Origin of the sequence: Desulfurivibrio modestus (assembly GCF_044068625.1) — a bacterium.
Lineage (GTDB): Bacteria > Desulfobacterota > Desulfobulbia > Desulfobulbales > Desulfurivibrionaceae > Desulfurivibrio.
In genome coordinates, this window is sequence record NZ_JBIPKH010000022.1 from 19,915 (window position 1) to 34,178 (window position 14,264).

The window sequence follows — 14,264 nt, forward strand, 5'->3', positions numbered from 1 at the left end:
CCAAGGGGGCGCGGCCGGTGCTGCCCCCCCTTTTCAGCCGACCGACCGGCGTGACCCCCTCGCCGTTCCGGTCGGTTCTCCCGTTGCCAAGTTTTCATTAACCACGCAATAATGAAGATATGAACATCTTTCTGGTGGGAGCAACAGGATTTGTCGGCAGTGCCCTGACCCAACACCTGCTGAGCAAGGGGTACCAGGTCAGCATCCTGGTCCGTTCCATGAACCGGGCCGCCGGCCTTCCCGCCGCAGCCACCATCGTCAACGGCGACCCCACCAAGCCCGGCCCCTGGCAGCAGGCCGCCGCCGCCTCGGACGTGATCATCAACCTGACCGGGGCTTCCATTTTCACCCGCTGGAGCGAAAACGCCAAGCGGATCATTGTGGAAAGCCGGGTTCTTTCAACCCGTAATCTGGTGGCAGCCCTGGCCACCGTCGACCCGACCACCCCCAGAACCCTGATCAATGCCAGCGCCGCCGGCTACTATGGCTACATCGGCGATGAGCCCAAGAGCGAAAGTTCCCCCCCCGGCAATGATTTTCTGGCCGAGGTCTGCCAGGCCTGGGAGCAAGAGGCCATGGCCGCCCAAAAGCTGGGCCACCGGGTGGTTATCACCCGACTGGGCGTGGTCCTGGGCGACCAGGGTGGCGCCTTGAGCAAGATGCTGCCGGCCTTCCGCCTGGGCCTGGGGGGAAGACTGGGCAGTGGAGAGCAGGGCTTTCCCTGGATCCATCTCGCTGACCTGGTGGAGATCTACTCCTTTCTCATCGAGCGGCCGACCATCTCCGGACCGGTCAACTGTACCGCCCCCCAACTGCTGAACAATGCCGAATTCACCCGGGCCCTGGGCCGGGCCCTGCAGCGCCCCACCCTGCTGCCGGTACCCGGTTTTCTATTACGTTTGCTGCTGGGGGAGATGAGCTCCATGCTGCTGCGGGGCTGCCGGGTTAAACCGGAAATCCTGGAAGAGCAGAAGTTCTCTTTCCGCTTTCCCCGCATCGACCAGGCCCTGGGTGATCTGGTCGGCTGATTCTCCCCGTGAAAACCAAGATGGCTGAAAAAAGAAAAATCCGGGTCCTGCTGGCAACCATTGCCCTGCTGCCCTGGCTGGTAACGGCCCCGCCGGCATCTCTGGCGGCCACCCCCGTCAATCCTTCCACCTCCGCGGAGCAAACCGAAGAGCAAGTGCTGCTCTCCCACGCCACCACCCAATCCTACGACCGGCAAAGCTGGAGCGTGATCGGCTCCCAACGGGAGCACCGGGTCAAGGGCCGGGAGTCACTGCTTGAGATCGCCCGCGACTACGGGCTGGGCTACCGGGAGATCGCCATGGCCAATCCGGCATTGGACCCCCTCCTGCCGGGGGATGGCGCCAAAGTAGTGATCCCCGGGGCCCGGGTACTGCCCGAGGCCCCCTTTGGGCACGGCATCCTGATCAACCTGGCGGAAAAAAGGCTCTACTATTTTTTTCAGGAAGGGGAAGAGAACCTGGTGATCACTTTCCCGGTGGGAATCGGAGCCACCGATGGCGAAACCCCGCCGGGGGATTTCACCATTACCACCAAGCTGACCGAGCCCAACTGGACGGTTCCACTGTCGATCTGGCAAAAACGCCCCTATCTGCAGCGGGTGATCCCGCCGGGACCGGACAACCCCATGGGCAGCCACGCCCTGCAACTCTCCCAGAGCAGTTACTTTATCCACGGTACCAACCGGCCCTGGTCCATCGGCCGCCGAGCCACCCATGGCTGCGTCAGGCTCTACCCCGAGGATATCCCCCTGCTCTTTCGGATCACCCCCCTGCAGACCCCGGTACGTATCGTGCGCCAATCCCTCAAGGTTGGAGTCCGCATGGATGAGATCTATGTCGAGGTCCATCCCGACAACAGCATGAGCAACAGCGACTACCTGCTCAGGGCCCAGGAGCTCCTCCAGCAAAAAAATCTCGTGGAGAGCGCCGACCTGGGACGACTACTTAATGCGGTCAGGGGAAAAAGGGGGGTGCCGGTGAGAATAGATCAGGAGCGAAGAGAACTACGGGCGGAGGGAGATGATCGCGCCCCAGGGGGCAATAAACTTTAGGGGCGCGACCATCAAGGGGGGCTTATTTTTTCTGCTGCAACTCCAAAGCCTTCTTGGATTTATCAAGGGCTTCTTCCGCCCTGGTCGCCGCGGCTTCCGCCCGGGCCGCCGCCCGATCAGCGCTGATCTTGGCATCCTGAGCCGAGGTTTTTTGGGCATCCACGGTGGTTTCCAGGCTATTCATCCGGTTTTCCAGGGCATCGAGACGCTTCTCGATCGCGCTGGTCCTGGACTCCAAGGGCGCGACCCGGTCATCGACATATTGGGTGGTGGCACAACCGGACAGGGCAAACAGGGACAAGCCCGCAAACAACAGTACCGTTTTTTTCATCTCCAACCTCCTGATAATTAATTTTTTTTTCAGTCCACGAAGCAACCGCGGGCCTGAACACCGAAAAGGGAAAATAACAGTAAACAAATCTTCGCACGAAAAATGGGGGAACGCAAACAGATTCCGCCATAAAACCAAAAAAAGGTTCTTAAGTCACAACCTGCTTGAAGAATAAGCCGGTTATCCTGTATGTTCCGGCCACAACATCAACCATTAAAACCCAGGGAGTAGACAATATGAAGAAGATTGCGGTTCTGCCCGGTGACGGCATCGGCCCCGAGGTGATGCGCGAGGCGATCAAGGTGCTGGATGCGGCGCAACGGAAATTCGATTTTAGCCTGAGCTATGAGTACGCCGATGTGGGCGGTTGCGCCATCGATAACCACGGCCGGGCCCTGCCCCACGCGACCCTGGAGTTGTGCCGGAACAGCGACGCGATCCTTTTCGGTTCGGTGGGCGGCCCCAAGTGGGAAAGCCTGCCCCCGGAAGAGCAGCCGGAGCGGGCGGCCCTGCTGCCCCTGCGCAAAACCTTCGAACTGTTCTGCAACCTGCGCCCGGCCAAGGTTTTCCCCTCGCTGGCGGCCGCCAGCCCCCTGCGAGCCGATATCGTCGGCAATGGCTTTGACCTGCTGGTGGTACGCGAACTGACCGGAGATATCTACTTCGGCCAGCCCAAAGGCCGGGAGGGCAGCGGCCCGGAAGAGAAAGCCTACGACACCATGGTTTACAGCCGCCGGGAGATCGACCGCATCGCCCGCCGGGCCTTCGAGGCCGCCCGCCTGCGCCGCAAAATCGTCACCTCGGTGGATAAAGCCAACGTGCTGACCACCATGGTCCTCTGGCGGGAGGTGGTCAAGGAGGTGGCCGCCGACTATCCCGACGTGACCCTGAACCATATCTACGTTGACAATGCCGCCATGCAGTTGATCCGCAACCCCCATCAGTTCGACGTCCTGCTCTGCGGCAACATGTTTGGCGACATCATCTCCGATGAGTGCGCGATGATGACCGGCTCCATGGGGCTGCTGGCCTCGGCCAGCCTCAACGAATCAGGCTTCGGCCTCTACGAACCGGCCGGCGGCTCGGCCCCTGATATCGCCGGCATGGGGATCGCCAACCCCATCGCCCAGATCCTCTCCGCCGCCATGATGCTCCGTTACAGCTTCCAGTTGGGAGAGGCGGCGGCGGCCATCGAACAGGCAGTGGCCGCCACCCTGGCCCGGGAGATCCATACTCCCGATATCGCGGTGGACAAAAGCCGGGCGGTTAACACCGAAAAGATGGGAGACGCCATCGCTGCTTCCCTGTAAAGGGCCGCTCCCACCACCCCCGGCAAAAACCAAGCAACAGGACAGCCATGACCAGGAATCACCCCCGCCCCCCAGTACCGGCTCCCGTGACCTACGGCGACTGCCTCAAATCCTACACCTACGACCAGGACAAGGTCTGCAGCCCCGAGGAAACCGTGGCCCGCTTCAAGCAGAAACTGGCCGAGGTCAAACTGGATATCTTAAACGACGTCCGCCGCATCGACACCGGTCGCCTGGATATTCCGGTCTACTTCAGCGTTTGCGGCAAGGATGCCTATCATACCATCGGCAACAAAAAACAGATGGGCAAGGGCAGCACCCCGGCCCAATCCCAGGCCAGTGCCTGCATGGAGCTGGCGGAACGCTTCAGCTTCTTCAGCTTCAAAAAAAATCCGGCCAACTTTATCCGGGCCACCTGGGCGGAGCTGCGGGCGGAGGGGCTGCCGCTGCTGCCGCTGGCGCGCCTGCTGCAATCGGTCCACGATGAGACCACTTCGGAAGAAACCCTGGAACGGCTGATCGCCGATATTCCCATCCAGTGGGCCTGGGCCACCAATCTCAACCGGGGAGAGATGGTCCTGGCCCCCTTCTCCTGGTTTTACGCCATCAACGAATTCAACGGACCTTCCGCCGGCAACACCTACGAGGAAGCCATTCTCCAGGGAATCAGCGAGATCGTCGAGCGTCACGTCTGCGCCCTGGTGACCCATCAGCGAATCAAGGCGCCGCTGATCGACCACCGTTCGATCAGCGACCCGGTGGCCGTTGAACTGCTGCAGAAATTCACCCGCCACGGGATTCAGGTTTATCTCAATGACTTCACCCTGGACACCGGGATTCCCACCGTGGCGGCCATGGCCATCGATCCATCGACCTTTCCCGAGACCAGCGAGATCGTCTATACCGCCGGCACCACTCCGGAACCCAACAAGGCCCTGATCCGGGCCCTTACCGAAGTGGCCCAGCTGGCCGGCGATTTTCATTCCAAGGCCAACTATGTGGCCAGCGGCCTGCCCAAACCCTTGTCGCTGGATGAGGTGGAATATATTGTCAATCCGGGCCGCACCGTTAAGTTGAGCGACTTACCCGATCTCTCCGACCACAACATGAAAGTGGAGATCGAACGTTGCCTGGCGGCCCTGGCCCGGCTGGGGATGGAGGTGCTGCTGATCGATGTGCGTCACCAGGATCTGCAGGTCCCGGCCATCTACACCATCGTGCCCGGCGCCCATTTCCGGGAGCGCTCCATGAGCAAAAACGCCGGATTGTTTGCCGCCAAGCTGGTGCATGAGCAGATCGAGGATCCGGACCAGCAGATCGCCCAGCTCAACCGGATGGGGCAAGTGCTGCCCCAAGCTTATTTCGTCGAGTTCTACCTGGGCAAGAACATGATGGCCCTCCAGCGCCACCGGGAGGCGATGGCCCATTTCCAGCGGGCATTGGAGTTGAACCCGGAAGGGGAGGATCTGCCCTATATCTACTCCTTCATGGGCGACTGCCTTAAAGATATGGAAGAGTACCGGGAAGCGATTACGGTGCTGCGGCGGGGGATCGAACTGGACGACGAACGGCCGGACCTGCACAACCTGCTGGGTTTTTGCCACTACAAGCTCGCCGATTATGAAACCGCCGTCCGCCATTTCAGCCGCAGCGTGGAGCTGAACCCGGCCTCGGCCATCGATTTCGCCAACCTGGGGGTCAATCTGCGCAAACTGGAGCGCCACGAGGAGGCGGCCCACAACTTCCAGGTGGCCCTGACCATGGACCCCTCCCTGGAGTTCGCCCGCACCCACCTGGATGAGCTGTTCGCCCTTCGCCAGTCGGAGGCTTAGCAGCCCGTTGAAAAACGGGCTGCTAGCGGCCCATGGACGGGCCGCCGAATTCGTTGGCACTGAAAGTGGCAATGAATTCGTGAGGTTGGCCAAAGCCATCTTTGGCCAACCGTTAGTTGAAAAAGCCAGGGATGGCTTTTTCAACGGACTGTTAGTCCATCGGCGGCTCTTGCTTAATCGGCCAGAGGATTGATGGCCAGACCGGTTAGAGCCTTGGGGTAGAAGAAGGTGGATTTATGGGGCATCACCAACTGCTCGTCGGCCACCCGCTTCACCTGCTCCACCAGGGTGGGATTCATCAGGAACAGCAGTGGGGTAAACCCGGGATCGCCGGCCTCCTTGACCGCCACATCCAGGGCTTCGTCGGGGTCGCTGTAGTATTCCAGCAGATCTCCCTGGACGCAGCGGGCCCGATCCAGGTTGGGTAGCTTGTCGATGACCAGATCGGAGAGCACCACCACGTCCAGCTCCCGCAGAGCCGGCGGCCGCGCGGCCGCCTCCCGCTCCATCACCCCATCCTTCAGAGTCAGCAGAAAGCAGCGATCCTCGCCGGGATGATAAAAGCCGAACCGGGTCCGCTTTCCCCGCCCCCGCCCCTCCACCATTCGGTCGAACATCCCCACCAGCAGACTCTCCCGGGAACCGGTGGCAATCTCTTCCACCTGGAAGAATTCCGCCAGCAGCTCCCCCAGGGCCGCAGCCGTGGTCTGGCCAGGAAGCCGCAGTAATCGATGGGTGGGCAACACACTCAGGCCGGGATCTTCCATGCCGCAGAGATACATCATGGTCTGGTTGGCCGGGCTCTCGGGGTCCAGCTGTCCCTGCCGTTCCCGAACCAGGGCCCGATACTGGAGGGCGGTGGTATAGCGGTGATGACCATCGGCGATATAGAGGGGCCGGTCGGTGAAAAAATCGTGTACCGCCGTGATGGTGGCGGGATCGGTCACCGCCCAGAGGCGGTGTTCACAGCCGTCATGATCGGCGGCCCGGTAGAGCGGCGCCTCCCCGCCCCGAGCCTTTTCCAGCAGGGTGATCACCTGATTCCGGGGGTCGGAGTAAAGGGAGAAGATCGGGCTGAACTGGGCCTGGCAGGTTTCCAGCAGGCGCAGGCGGTCGGAGGTTACTCCGGCAAAGGTTTTTTCATGGGGCTTAACCACCCCCTCGGCAAATTCCGCCAGCCGCACCCGGGCCAGAAAACCGCGCCGGGTATGAAAGGTGCCATCGGGCCGGCGATAATCGACCTCATAGAGATAAAAGGCCGGCTGGTTCTCCCGGATCAGCACCTCGGAGGCCAGCCACTCCTGAAAAAGGCGGGCCGCCTCGGCGTAGCGGTCGGCGGTCATCCCGTCGCTTTTGACGTTTTTGCTCAAATCCAGCCTGATCATATTGTAGGGGTTGCTGCGCAACAGAGCGGCCTGGGCCTGGGCATCGATCACGTCGTAGGGGGGGCTGACCACCTCGCTAATGGCCTTGATTTTGGCGGGATTATAGCGCACAGCACGAAAGGGGGAGATAACGGCCATCTTGGTTTGCTCCTTGAGCCATGAAGATCAATGGGGTATATAGTAAAAAGCCCTCGCAGCGGGCTCGATCAAAAACGACATTCTTATTAAAAATTACCCCGCCTTGCAAGCGGTCTTTTGAGGAAAGGCCCATGTTCGACATCTTCACCACCACCCATTTCTCTTCGGCCCACCACCTGCGTGACTACCCCGGCAACTGCGAAAAGCCCCATGGCCACAACTGGAAGGTGGAAGTGACCATCCGGGCCGACAGCCTGGATCAGTTGGGGATGGGGCTGGATTTCCGCGACCTCAAGGCGGCCCTGAAGCCGATCATCGACCAGCTTGACCACCGCGACCTCAACCAGCACCCGGCCTTTGCCGACTGCAACCCCTCTTCGGAAAATATCGCCAAGTATATCTTTGACGAACTGAAAAAGAGCCTGACCACCGAGCGTTATCGGCCTTACCAGGTGACGGTGCTCGAAACCGACGCCTGCGGCGTCACCTACCGCGAATGAGTGAAGCGCCGCCCCCCCTGCAGATCGCGGAGGTCTTCTACAGCCTCCAGGGGGAATCATCATGGGCCGGCTATCCCTGCCTTTTTGTGCGCCTGACCGGCTGCAACCTGCGCTGCTCTTACTGCGACGCCCGCTACAGCTACGAGGAACCGGGCACTGCCTACAGCCTGCAGGATCTGTTAATCGCTCTCAAGGGGCTCGAGCCGACGGGACAAAGGGTGGATCTGGTGGAGATCACCGGGGGGGAACCGCTGCTGCAGGAAGGGGTCTATCCGCTGCTCGACGCCCTGCTGGCCGATGGTCGCCGGGTCTTGCTGGAAACCAACGGCAGCCTCTCTTTGGCCCGGGTACCGGCGGCGGTGCACTGCATCATGGATGTCAAATGTCCGGGCAGCGGCATGGCCGACCGGCTGGACCTGGATAACTTCCGACGCCTGACCGGCAACGACGAGATCAAATTCGTGCTCAGCGACCGCCCCGATTACGACTGGGCCCTGACCATCATCAAACAGCACCGGCTGCTCCCCCACCACCGGCTGGTCTTCTCGCCGGCCGCCGGCCGCCTGGCCCCCGCCGACCTGGCCGCCTGGCTGCTGGCCGACGCCCTGCCGATCCGCCTGCAACTGCAACTGCACACCCTGCTCTGGCCCAACCGCCGGCGAGGCTGCTGACGTTAGCTTGCCCCTTCTGCCGGTGGTAATTTATCCCGCGGCCCTTTTCTTCTTGCGTCGTCTCACATTTTCAGCTCCCACAAGAGATCCAGGGCTCGATGGTTCTGACCCCATTTTTCACCTTTTTCTACCAGCTCGGCTTCACCCTTGCCGGGCCTGCTGGTATTGCTTGAAATTCTCGGCCTGTTCGAAGATCTCCCGGTACACCTCGTCGCGGTCCACCGGGGGGTAGCCGTGCTTGGCCAGGATCAGGATCAGCTCCACCTTGAGTTCGGCCTTGATGTCCGCTCGCTGGTTCCAGTCGGTGTATCTGACCTTGTCGTCCACCACCAGCTTGACCGCTTTGGCCAGGGCGAGCAGTTTCTCCTCGGGGTAGGTGAAGTCGTATTTGATCATCAGATCCTTGAGGATGTCGTAGAAGGCCTTCTCTTCCAGGTCGATGCCAAGGTCGGCGAAAGAGTCGCGCTCCTTTTTCAGGGCCTGAATCAGGTCGATGATCTCGACGGAAAAATCCTCCAGCACGTTGCCGACCAGCACGTCCTCTTCCTTGCGCTGGTTGTAGGCATCCACCAGGGTCTTGAACCTTTTGGCAAAATCCAGCCCCCTGGCCTTGTTGACCTGCTTGAAGTCGGCAATCGCCCGGGCCAGCAGTTGCTGCAGGAGCTTGATTTTGGTGTTGGGGAGCTTGATCTTCTCGATCCGGGCCAGGTAATCGTCGGCGAAGATATCTATTTCCCCGGCCTTGTCTTCCCCCAGCTTGAAAATCTCCTCCACCCCCGCGCTCTGCAGGGCCTCGCTAATCATTTCCCGCACCCGGGCGTTCATCCGAGCGGTATCCGGGGCATCCCCCATGGTCAGTTTGAAAACGATGGAGCGCACCGCCAGGTAGAAGTGAATCCGGTCGCGCTCCTCCCGGCTCAGCTCTTCTGCGCCGCTGCAGATGTCGCAGGCGGCCTTGAGGCGCTTGACCAGGTGCATGAAGCGCTTTTCGATCTTATCGGTAATCTGCACATACTCCGCCGCCTGGTTGAGGCAGTTGAGCTGCGCCACCGGGCTGCCCCGGAAATAGGTTAAGCGATCACGGGGCACCGCATCTTGCGGCGATCGAGCCGGCTCACGTACTGATGTACGCTTTACCGTCTCGCTTGCCGCAACCTGCGGCACCCCGTGACCGCTTACCCCGTCGACCCCGTGATCAGTTACGAAATAGGGGGTGGTGTCGAAGCGGTGGAAGATCCGGCCCAGCAGGTCGAGGTGGTCCCTGACCACCACCAGCGACTGGCCGATCTCCTCGATGTTCTGGCGGTCGGCCTGGTTGTAATGGGCCAGGGCCAGGTTCATCTGCTTCTTGATCCCGATATAGTCCACCACCAGCCCCTTCTCCTTGCCCGCGTAGCGGCGGTTGACCCGCGAAATGGTCTGGATCAGGTTGTGGCGCTGGATCGGCTTGTCGATGTAGATGGTGTCGAGAAAGGGCACGTCGAAGCCGGTGAGCCACATATCGACCACGATGGCGATCTTGAAGTTGGACTCCGGCTGCTTGAACTGGCGGTCCAGCTCCTTGCGGTATTCCGGGGTGCCCAGCAGGTCGTAGAGTTCCTTGGGGTCGTCCGCACTCCGGGTCATGATCAGCTTGACCCGCTCCATGGGCTTGATCTCCCGCCGCCGGGCCGCGCTCAGCTCCGTCTCTTCCCCTCCCCCTTCCCCGCCGGCCCGCGCCTGGTTCCACTCCGGCCGCAGGGCGATCAGCTCCCGCCACAGGGCGTAAGCGATCTCGCGCTTGCTGCAGACAAACATCGCCTTGCCCATTACGCTGGCGCCCTCCTCCAGCCGCCGCTGGTAGTGGTGGACAAAATCGATCGCCAGGGCCCTAATCCGGTCCGGGTCGCCCAGGATGGCGTGCATCCGGGCGCTGGCCTTCTTGCTCTCCTCGATCTGGTAGTCGCTGGCCCCCTCCTCGGCGCACCGGGCGTAATAGGCCTCGATCTCTTCAAGCTTGCCGTTGTCCAGAATCACCTTGGCCGCCCGCCCCTCATAGACGATGCGCACGGTGATCTGGTCCTTCACCGACTCGGTCATGGTATAGGCATCGACCACCGGGCCGAAGACATCCAGGGTGGCGTCGATGGGGGTGCCGGTGAAGCCGACATAGGTGGCATTGGGCAGAGAATCGTGCAGGTACTTGGCAAAGCCGAAGGTGCGCTTGACTCCGTTTTCGGTCAGCCGCACCTTCTGGTCGAGATTGACCTGGCTGCGGTGGGCCTCATCGGAGATGCAGATGATATTGGCCCGGTCGCTGAGCAGCCGGGTATCCTCGGTGAACTTCTGCACCGTGGTCAGGAAGACCCCGCCGCTGTTGCGGCCCTTGAGCAACTCCCGCAACCGGGCCCGGCTCTCGACGCTGATCACCGTCTGGTCGCCGATATAGCCCTTGGCGTTGGTGAACTGGTGGGCGAGCTGGGCATCGAGATCGGTGCGGTCGGTGATCAGCACGATGGTCGGGCTCTCGAACTCCAGGCTCTTCATCAGCAGCCGGGTGAGAAAGAGCATGGTGAAGCTCTTGCCGCAGCCGGTGGCGCCGAAGTAGGTGCCGCCCTTGCCGTCGCCCCCGGTGCCGTCCGGCAGCTTCCGGTGGGCCCGGATATTGCGGTAGAGCTTGGTCGCCGCGTAGAACTGGGGATAGCGGCAGACCACCTTCTCCTCGCGCTTGGAGACATCGGGGAAGTAGATGAAGTGGCGGATCACCTGGCGCAGCCGGTGCTGGTCGAACAGCCCGGCGATCATGGTATGGAGGGCGTTGATCCCGTCCTGGTCGATGGTTTCGGCACCGCTGACCTTGCGCCAGGTATAGAAAAACTCGTAGGGGGCGAACAGCGAGCCCAGCCGGCTGTTGACCCCGTCGCTGATCACGCAGAGGGCGTTGTACTTCATCAGCTCGGGAATCGCCCGGACATAGCGGGTGGTCAGTTGGAGATAGGCATCATAAATGGTGGCCTCTTCCCGGATGGCGCTCTTGAACTCGAAGATCACCAGGGGCAGGCCGTTGAGGTAGAGCACGGCATCGGGAATCCGCTTTTCGTGGCCGACCACCTCCAACTGGCTGACCAGGCGGTAGATATTGCCGTCGGCCCGATAGGCGGGCGACTCCTCCGCCGTCAGGGTCTCCACCTCGCCGGGGCGGGGGAGGCGCTGGGCGGGCAGCCCGGCGTAATCGATTAGTTGGATGTAAAGATCCTTGCGGCTGCGATCCTCGCGCTTAAGCAGAAAACCGTCGGCCACCAGCCGGTGGATGGTCCGGTTGGATTCATAAAGATCAAGGGCCGGCAGCCGCTCCAGCCGGCGGCAGATGGAAGCAATCTCGCCGGAGGTGATCCCCTCGCCGCCGTAACGGCGGGCCAGAAACTCGCCCAGATCATCCCGCAGCAGCACCTCGTCGGGCCGCCGCGCCAGCTCCTCGCCCTTAAAGTGCGGGTAGCCCTGCTCCCCCAGCAGGGTGATGATCGCCTGTTCCAGCTTGGCTTCGGTGAATTTCATATCAGCTCCCCAGCAGCTCCAGCATCGCCCGCGCCGGCCAGATGCAGTTGCGGACACCCTTTGCCGTGCAGGGTCGCTCGGCCAGCCAAGCCCCGGTTTTGTATGGCGACAGATCCATCACCGAGGCGCGTTCGTAGGCCAGCATTAAATCCAGGTCCTGCCCCATCCGGTTGAGGGTGCCCTGCACCGAGCGATTGCAGTCGTTGTCGCAGACCAGCAGCGCCAGCAGCTTTTCCGCCGCCTTCATCTGCCGGTCGTCGGCGCCGACCTTGAGCAGGGTGTTCATGAAGCCGTCCTGAAAGAACCAGTCCAGTTCGGCCAACTCCTCTTTTTTGAGCGCCGGGACAAAGACCGGAAAACGGGTGGCATCGTGGACGAACAGCACGCACTGGCGGCGTTGCAGCAGGAGCAGGTTGGCGTGCCAGCCGCTCAGCGGGGATTCGCCCACGTCGCCGGCGGCAGGGGGCACACCCCGACGGCTTTTCAGCCGCCCGTCCGCATCACACGGCAGCTTGACCAGCAGTTTTTTGGTGCAGTGCAGGCGTATCATATGGCATCCGCTACAAGTTTTTCCGCATCGGGGTTGTTGAAACCCTTACCATAAATACAACCGCGATCAAAAGGAGATTCGCGGTTTGCATTATTACTCCCTATCGAATATATTCCGTATATCCGGCAAGAGCTGCATGTCGGCGGCGCCTTGACTTATACTCATAAAAGGTATATTAATTATGCAATGGCAGGTCAAGCTGACCAAGAAGGCCGAGAAGCAGAGCCTGAAGCTGCCCAAAGGGGCTCTTGCCGCGCTTTATGCGCTGATGGTCAGTATTCGCCGAGGTGGCCCGGTTCGGGGTGACTGGCCGAATTACTCCAAGCTGGGGCCCCACCAGCACCACTGCCATCTCAAGAAAGGCAAACCGACCTATGTGGCGGTTTGGACCGAAGACAAGGCCACCATCACCGTGGAGATCATCTATGCCGGCACCCATGAAAAAGCGCCGTACTGACAGGGAACTGGTTACGCTCCGGCTCAAGGTTCATCCGGCCAACGTGGAACGGATCAAGCGTTTTGTGGCCGCAGTTGAGCCGGCCGCGAACGGAGCAGACGGGATCACGGCCGATCAGTTTTACGCCAAACATTTCACCGGCCAACCGGAATGGGCCGTTGCCCTGCGCGGCTACCGTTATCGCGAAGACCTTACCCAGGCCCAACTGGCCGAATTGACCGGGATTCCCCAGCGCCATATCTCGGAAATGGAAAACGGCAAGCGCCCCATCGGCAAGGAGCGGGCCCGAAAACTGGCCGTCGTCCTGAATGCGGATTACCGGCTCTTCCTTTAGCCGAATGGATCGCTGCCTGGTCATGGTCAGGCAACCTCGGCAAGCAGTTGTTCGGCATCGGGGATGCGGAGTTGACCGGAGATCAGTTTGGGGAGCAGGGTGTCGCGCAATTGGACGAGATTGCTTACGGACTCCGTACCAATCTCGATTTTTTCATCAAATCCACCGGCTAACACCTCAAACTCTTCAACCAACTCGGCGGGAATCCCTAGCATGGGCAGCGCCTTGAAGTCCTTTTGGTTGATACTGCCAAAAACCGTACCCTCGCCTTCAAATACCTTGAAATATTCACGAAGTTGCAGCATCGCATAGAATGTAAATGAACGACTCCCGGACTTATGTCTGGATGCGCTCACTCCTCGACCGATACAGCAATTCGCTGCCGCCATGTTTACATCGCCAACAGGCGCTCTAACGCTTACCAGCGTATCTCCCTTTGATGCCAATCTTTTTGGCGCAGTGCAGTAAACGCGATTGGAAGGGTAACGGAATCCAAAATCAGCTCTTCCCTGGAAAAATGGGACTCCTTCGCCACTCTCGTTATATGTGTTTCCAGGCGGTGACTGCCCCATTGTGACATTAAACTCCTCGCCGACGGTGCTAACCTTCCACCCCTCAGACACCCAGCCCATTTCTTCGGTGAAGACGAGGCGGCTGGGGAACTGTTTTTGAATCGCTGCGGGGAGGGGTTTGCGCTGGTAGCCCAGGGCTTTGCGGGCCTTGGCGCGGGCTTGCAGGGGTTCGGGGATGGGGTTGCCAGCGGCCAAGGCGTTGTCGATGACCGGGTCGAAATCGACAAACCAGCTCTTGAACAGCGCCCGCGCCATCGCCTCCAGCGTGGCGTTCATCCGGCGGTTGAGTTCGATTTTGTCGTCAAGGGAGCCGAGGATATGGGCAATGGATTTTTGCTCGGAAAGCGGCGGCAAAGAAATAACTTCATTATTAAGGTCGTTTATCGTGATCTGGCTTTGTGCCGAACCGCTATCGAGATGCCTCAGGCCAGTATTCAAGAAATGGTAGTAAAAGAACCTGTTGTCCACCCTGCTCTGGTCTAGATCGATTTTAATCGACAGGTTGGTAAGATAACATTTTTCTCTTACCAATTTGTAACTATCCAGCTCAAAAAAATGAAGCCTATGATA

The 14,264-nt window shown here is 60.5% G+C and carries 13 protein-coding genes; 8 read left to right on the top strand and 5 right to left on the bottom strand.

Annotated features, from left to right (window positions below; genetic code table 11):
* Positions 1-119 precede the first annotated feature (119 nt).
* A complete protein-coding gene (locus ACHHRT_RS11605) occupies positions 120-1,028 on the top strand; it encodes a TIGR01777 family oxidoreductase (RefSeq protein ID WP_395499936.1) in 909 nt (302 codons plus the stop codon).
* A gap of 20 nt (positions 1,029-1,048) precedes the next feature.
* Complete coding sequence (locus tag ACHHRT_RS11610) at positions 1,049-2,080, top strand: L,D-transpeptidase family protein (RefSeq protein WP_395499937.1); 1,032 nt, start codon at positions 1,049-1,051, stop codon at positions 2,078-2,080.
* Between the two features lie 22 nt (positions 2,081-2,102).
* On the opposite strand, the gene ACHHRT_RS11615 is transcribed toward ACHHRT_RS11610, so the two are convergent.
* Complete coding sequence (locus ACHHRT_RS11615; protein WP_395499938.1) at positions 2,103-2,411, bottom strand: alanine-zipper protein; 309 nt, start codon at positions 2,409-2,411, stop codon at positions 2,103-2,105.
* Between the two features lie 236 nt (positions 2,412-2,647).
* Between ACHHRT_RS11615 and leuB the strand changes: the two genes are divergently transcribed.
* Positions 2,648-3,721, top strand: coding sequence for a 3-isopropylmalate dehydrogenase (leuB, locus tag ACHHRT_RS11620; protein WP_395499939.1), 1,074 nt, complete (start codon positions 2,648-2,650; stop codon positions 3,719-3,721).
* A 47-nt stretch (positions 3,722-3,768) separates the two neighbouring features.
* A complete protein-coding gene (locus ACHHRT_RS11625) occupies positions 3,769-5,553 on the top strand; it encodes a YcaO-like family protein (protein WP_395499940.1) in 1,785 nt (594 codons plus the stop codon).
* Between the two features lie 173 nt (positions 5,554-5,726).
* On the opposite strand, the gene ACHHRT_RS11630 is transcribed toward ACHHRT_RS11625, so the two are convergent.
* A complete protein-coding gene (locus ACHHRT_RS11630) occupies positions 5,727-7,076 on the bottom strand; it encodes a DUF1015 domain-containing protein (RefSeq protein WP_395499941.1) in 1,350 nt (449 codons plus the stop codon).
* 131 nt (positions 7,077-7,207) lie between these two features.
* Between ACHHRT_RS11630 and queD the strand changes: the two genes are divergently transcribed.
* Positions 7,208-7,576, top strand: a complete 369-nt coding sequence (queD, locus tag ACHHRT_RS11635) for a 6-carboxytetrahydropterin synthase QueD (RefSeq protein ID WP_395499942.1) — start codon at positions 7,208-7,210, stop codon at positions 7,574-7,576.
* The gene (locus tag ACHHRT_RS11640) at positions 7,573-8,247 is read left to right on the top strand and encodes a 7-carboxy-7-deazaguanine synthase QueE (protein WP_395499943.1); all 675 of its coding nucleotides are present in this window, start codon (positions 7,573-7,575) and stop codon (positions 8,245-8,247) included. Before queD ends, ACHHRT_RS11640 begins: the two co-directional genes overlap by 4 nt.
* Before the next feature lie 141 nt (positions 8,248-8,388).
* Here the strand turns inward: ACHHRT_RS11640 and ACHHRT_RS11645 are convergent, their stop codons facing one another.
* On the bottom strand, positions 8,389-11,781 hold the full coding sequence (locus ACHHRT_RS11645; RefSeq protein WP_395499944.1) for a type I restriction endonuclease subunit R: 3,393 nt from the start codon (positions 11,779-11,781) through the stop codon (positions 8,389-8,391).
* Position 11,782: 1 nt separating this feature from the next.
* A complete protein-coding gene (locus tag ACHHRT_RS11650; protein ID WP_395499945.1) occupies positions 11,783-12,331 on the bottom strand; it encodes a DUF6933 domain-containing protein in 549 nt (182 codons plus the stop codon).
* Positions 12,332-12,512: 181 nt separating this feature from the next.
* Between ACHHRT_RS11650 and ACHHRT_RS11655 the strand changes: the two genes are divergently transcribed.
* Positions 12,513-12,788 (top strand): type II toxin-antitoxin system RelE family toxin, encoded by a 276-nt coding sequence (locus ACHHRT_RS11655; RefSeq protein ID WP_395499946.1) that lies wholly within the window; start codon positions 12,513-12,515, stop codon positions 12,786-12,788.
* The gene (locus tag ACHHRT_RS11660) at positions 12,757-13,122 is read left to right on the top strand and encodes a helix-turn-helix domain-containing protein (protein ID WP_395499947.1); all 366 of its coding nucleotides are present in this window, start codon (positions 12,757-12,759) and stop codon (positions 13,120-13,122) included. Before ACHHRT_RS11655 ends, ACHHRT_RS11660 begins: the two co-directional genes overlap by 32 nt.
* A gap of 26 nt (positions 13,123-13,148) precedes the next feature.
* Here the strand turns inward: ACHHRT_RS11660 and ACHHRT_RS11665 are convergent.
* Positions 13,149-14,264, bottom strand: a 1,116-nt coding sequence (locus ACHHRT_RS11665) for a restriction endonuclease subunit S (protein ID WP_395499948.1), incomplete at its 5' end; no start/stop codon positions are given.

Excerpts from the sequence above, each read along its gene's own strand:
- ACHHRT_RS11605 (WP_395499936.1), top strand. The coding sequence starts at position 120 with ATGAACATCTTTCTGGTGGGAGCAACAGGATTTGTCGGCAGTGCCCTG.
- ACHHRT_RS11610 (WP_395499937.1), top strand. The coding sequence starts at position 1,049 with ATGGCTGAAAAAAGAAAAATCCGGGTCCTGCTGGCAACCATTGCCCTG.
- ACHHRT_RS11615 (WP_395499938.1), bottom strand. The coding sequence starts at position 2,411 with ATGAAAAAAACGGTACTGTTGTTTGCGGGCTTGTCCCTGTTTGCCCTG.
- leuB (WP_395499939.1), top strand. The coding sequence starts at position 2,648 with ATGAAGAAGATTGCGGTTCTGCCCGGTGACGGCATCGGCCCCGAGGTG.
- ACHHRT_RS11625 (WP_395499940.1), top strand. The coding sequence starts at position 3,769 with ATGACCAGGAATCACCCCCGCCCCCCAGTACCGGCTCCCGTGACCTAC.
- ACHHRT_RS11630 (WP_395499941.1), bottom strand. The coding sequence starts at position 7,076 with ATGGCCGTTATCTCCCCCTTTCGTGCTGTGCGCTATAATCCCGCCAAA.
- queD (WP_395499942.1), top strand. The coding sequence starts at position 7,208 with ATGTTCGACATCTTCACCACCACCCATTTCTCTTCGGCCCACCACCTG.
- ACHHRT_RS11640 (WP_395499943.1), top strand. The coding sequence starts at position 7,573 with ATGAGTGAAGCGCCGCCCCCCCTGCAGATCGCGGAGGTCTTCTACAGC.
- ACHHRT_RS11645 (WP_395499944.1), bottom strand. The coding sequence starts at position 11,781 with ATGAAATTCACCGAAGCCAAGCTGGAACAGGCGATCATCACCCTGCTG.
- ACHHRT_RS11650 (WP_395499945.1), bottom strand. The coding sequence starts at position 12,331 with ATGATACGCCTGCACTGCACCAAAAAACTGCTGGTCAAGCTGCCGTGT.
- ACHHRT_RS11655 (WP_395499946.1), top strand. The coding sequence starts at position 12,513 with ATGCAATGGCAGGTCAAGCTGACCAAGAAGGCCGAGAAGCAGAGCCTG.
- ACHHRT_RS11660 (WP_395499947.1), top strand. The coding sequence starts at position 12,757 with ATGCCGGCACCCATGAAAAAGCGCCGTACTGACAGGGAACTGGTTACG.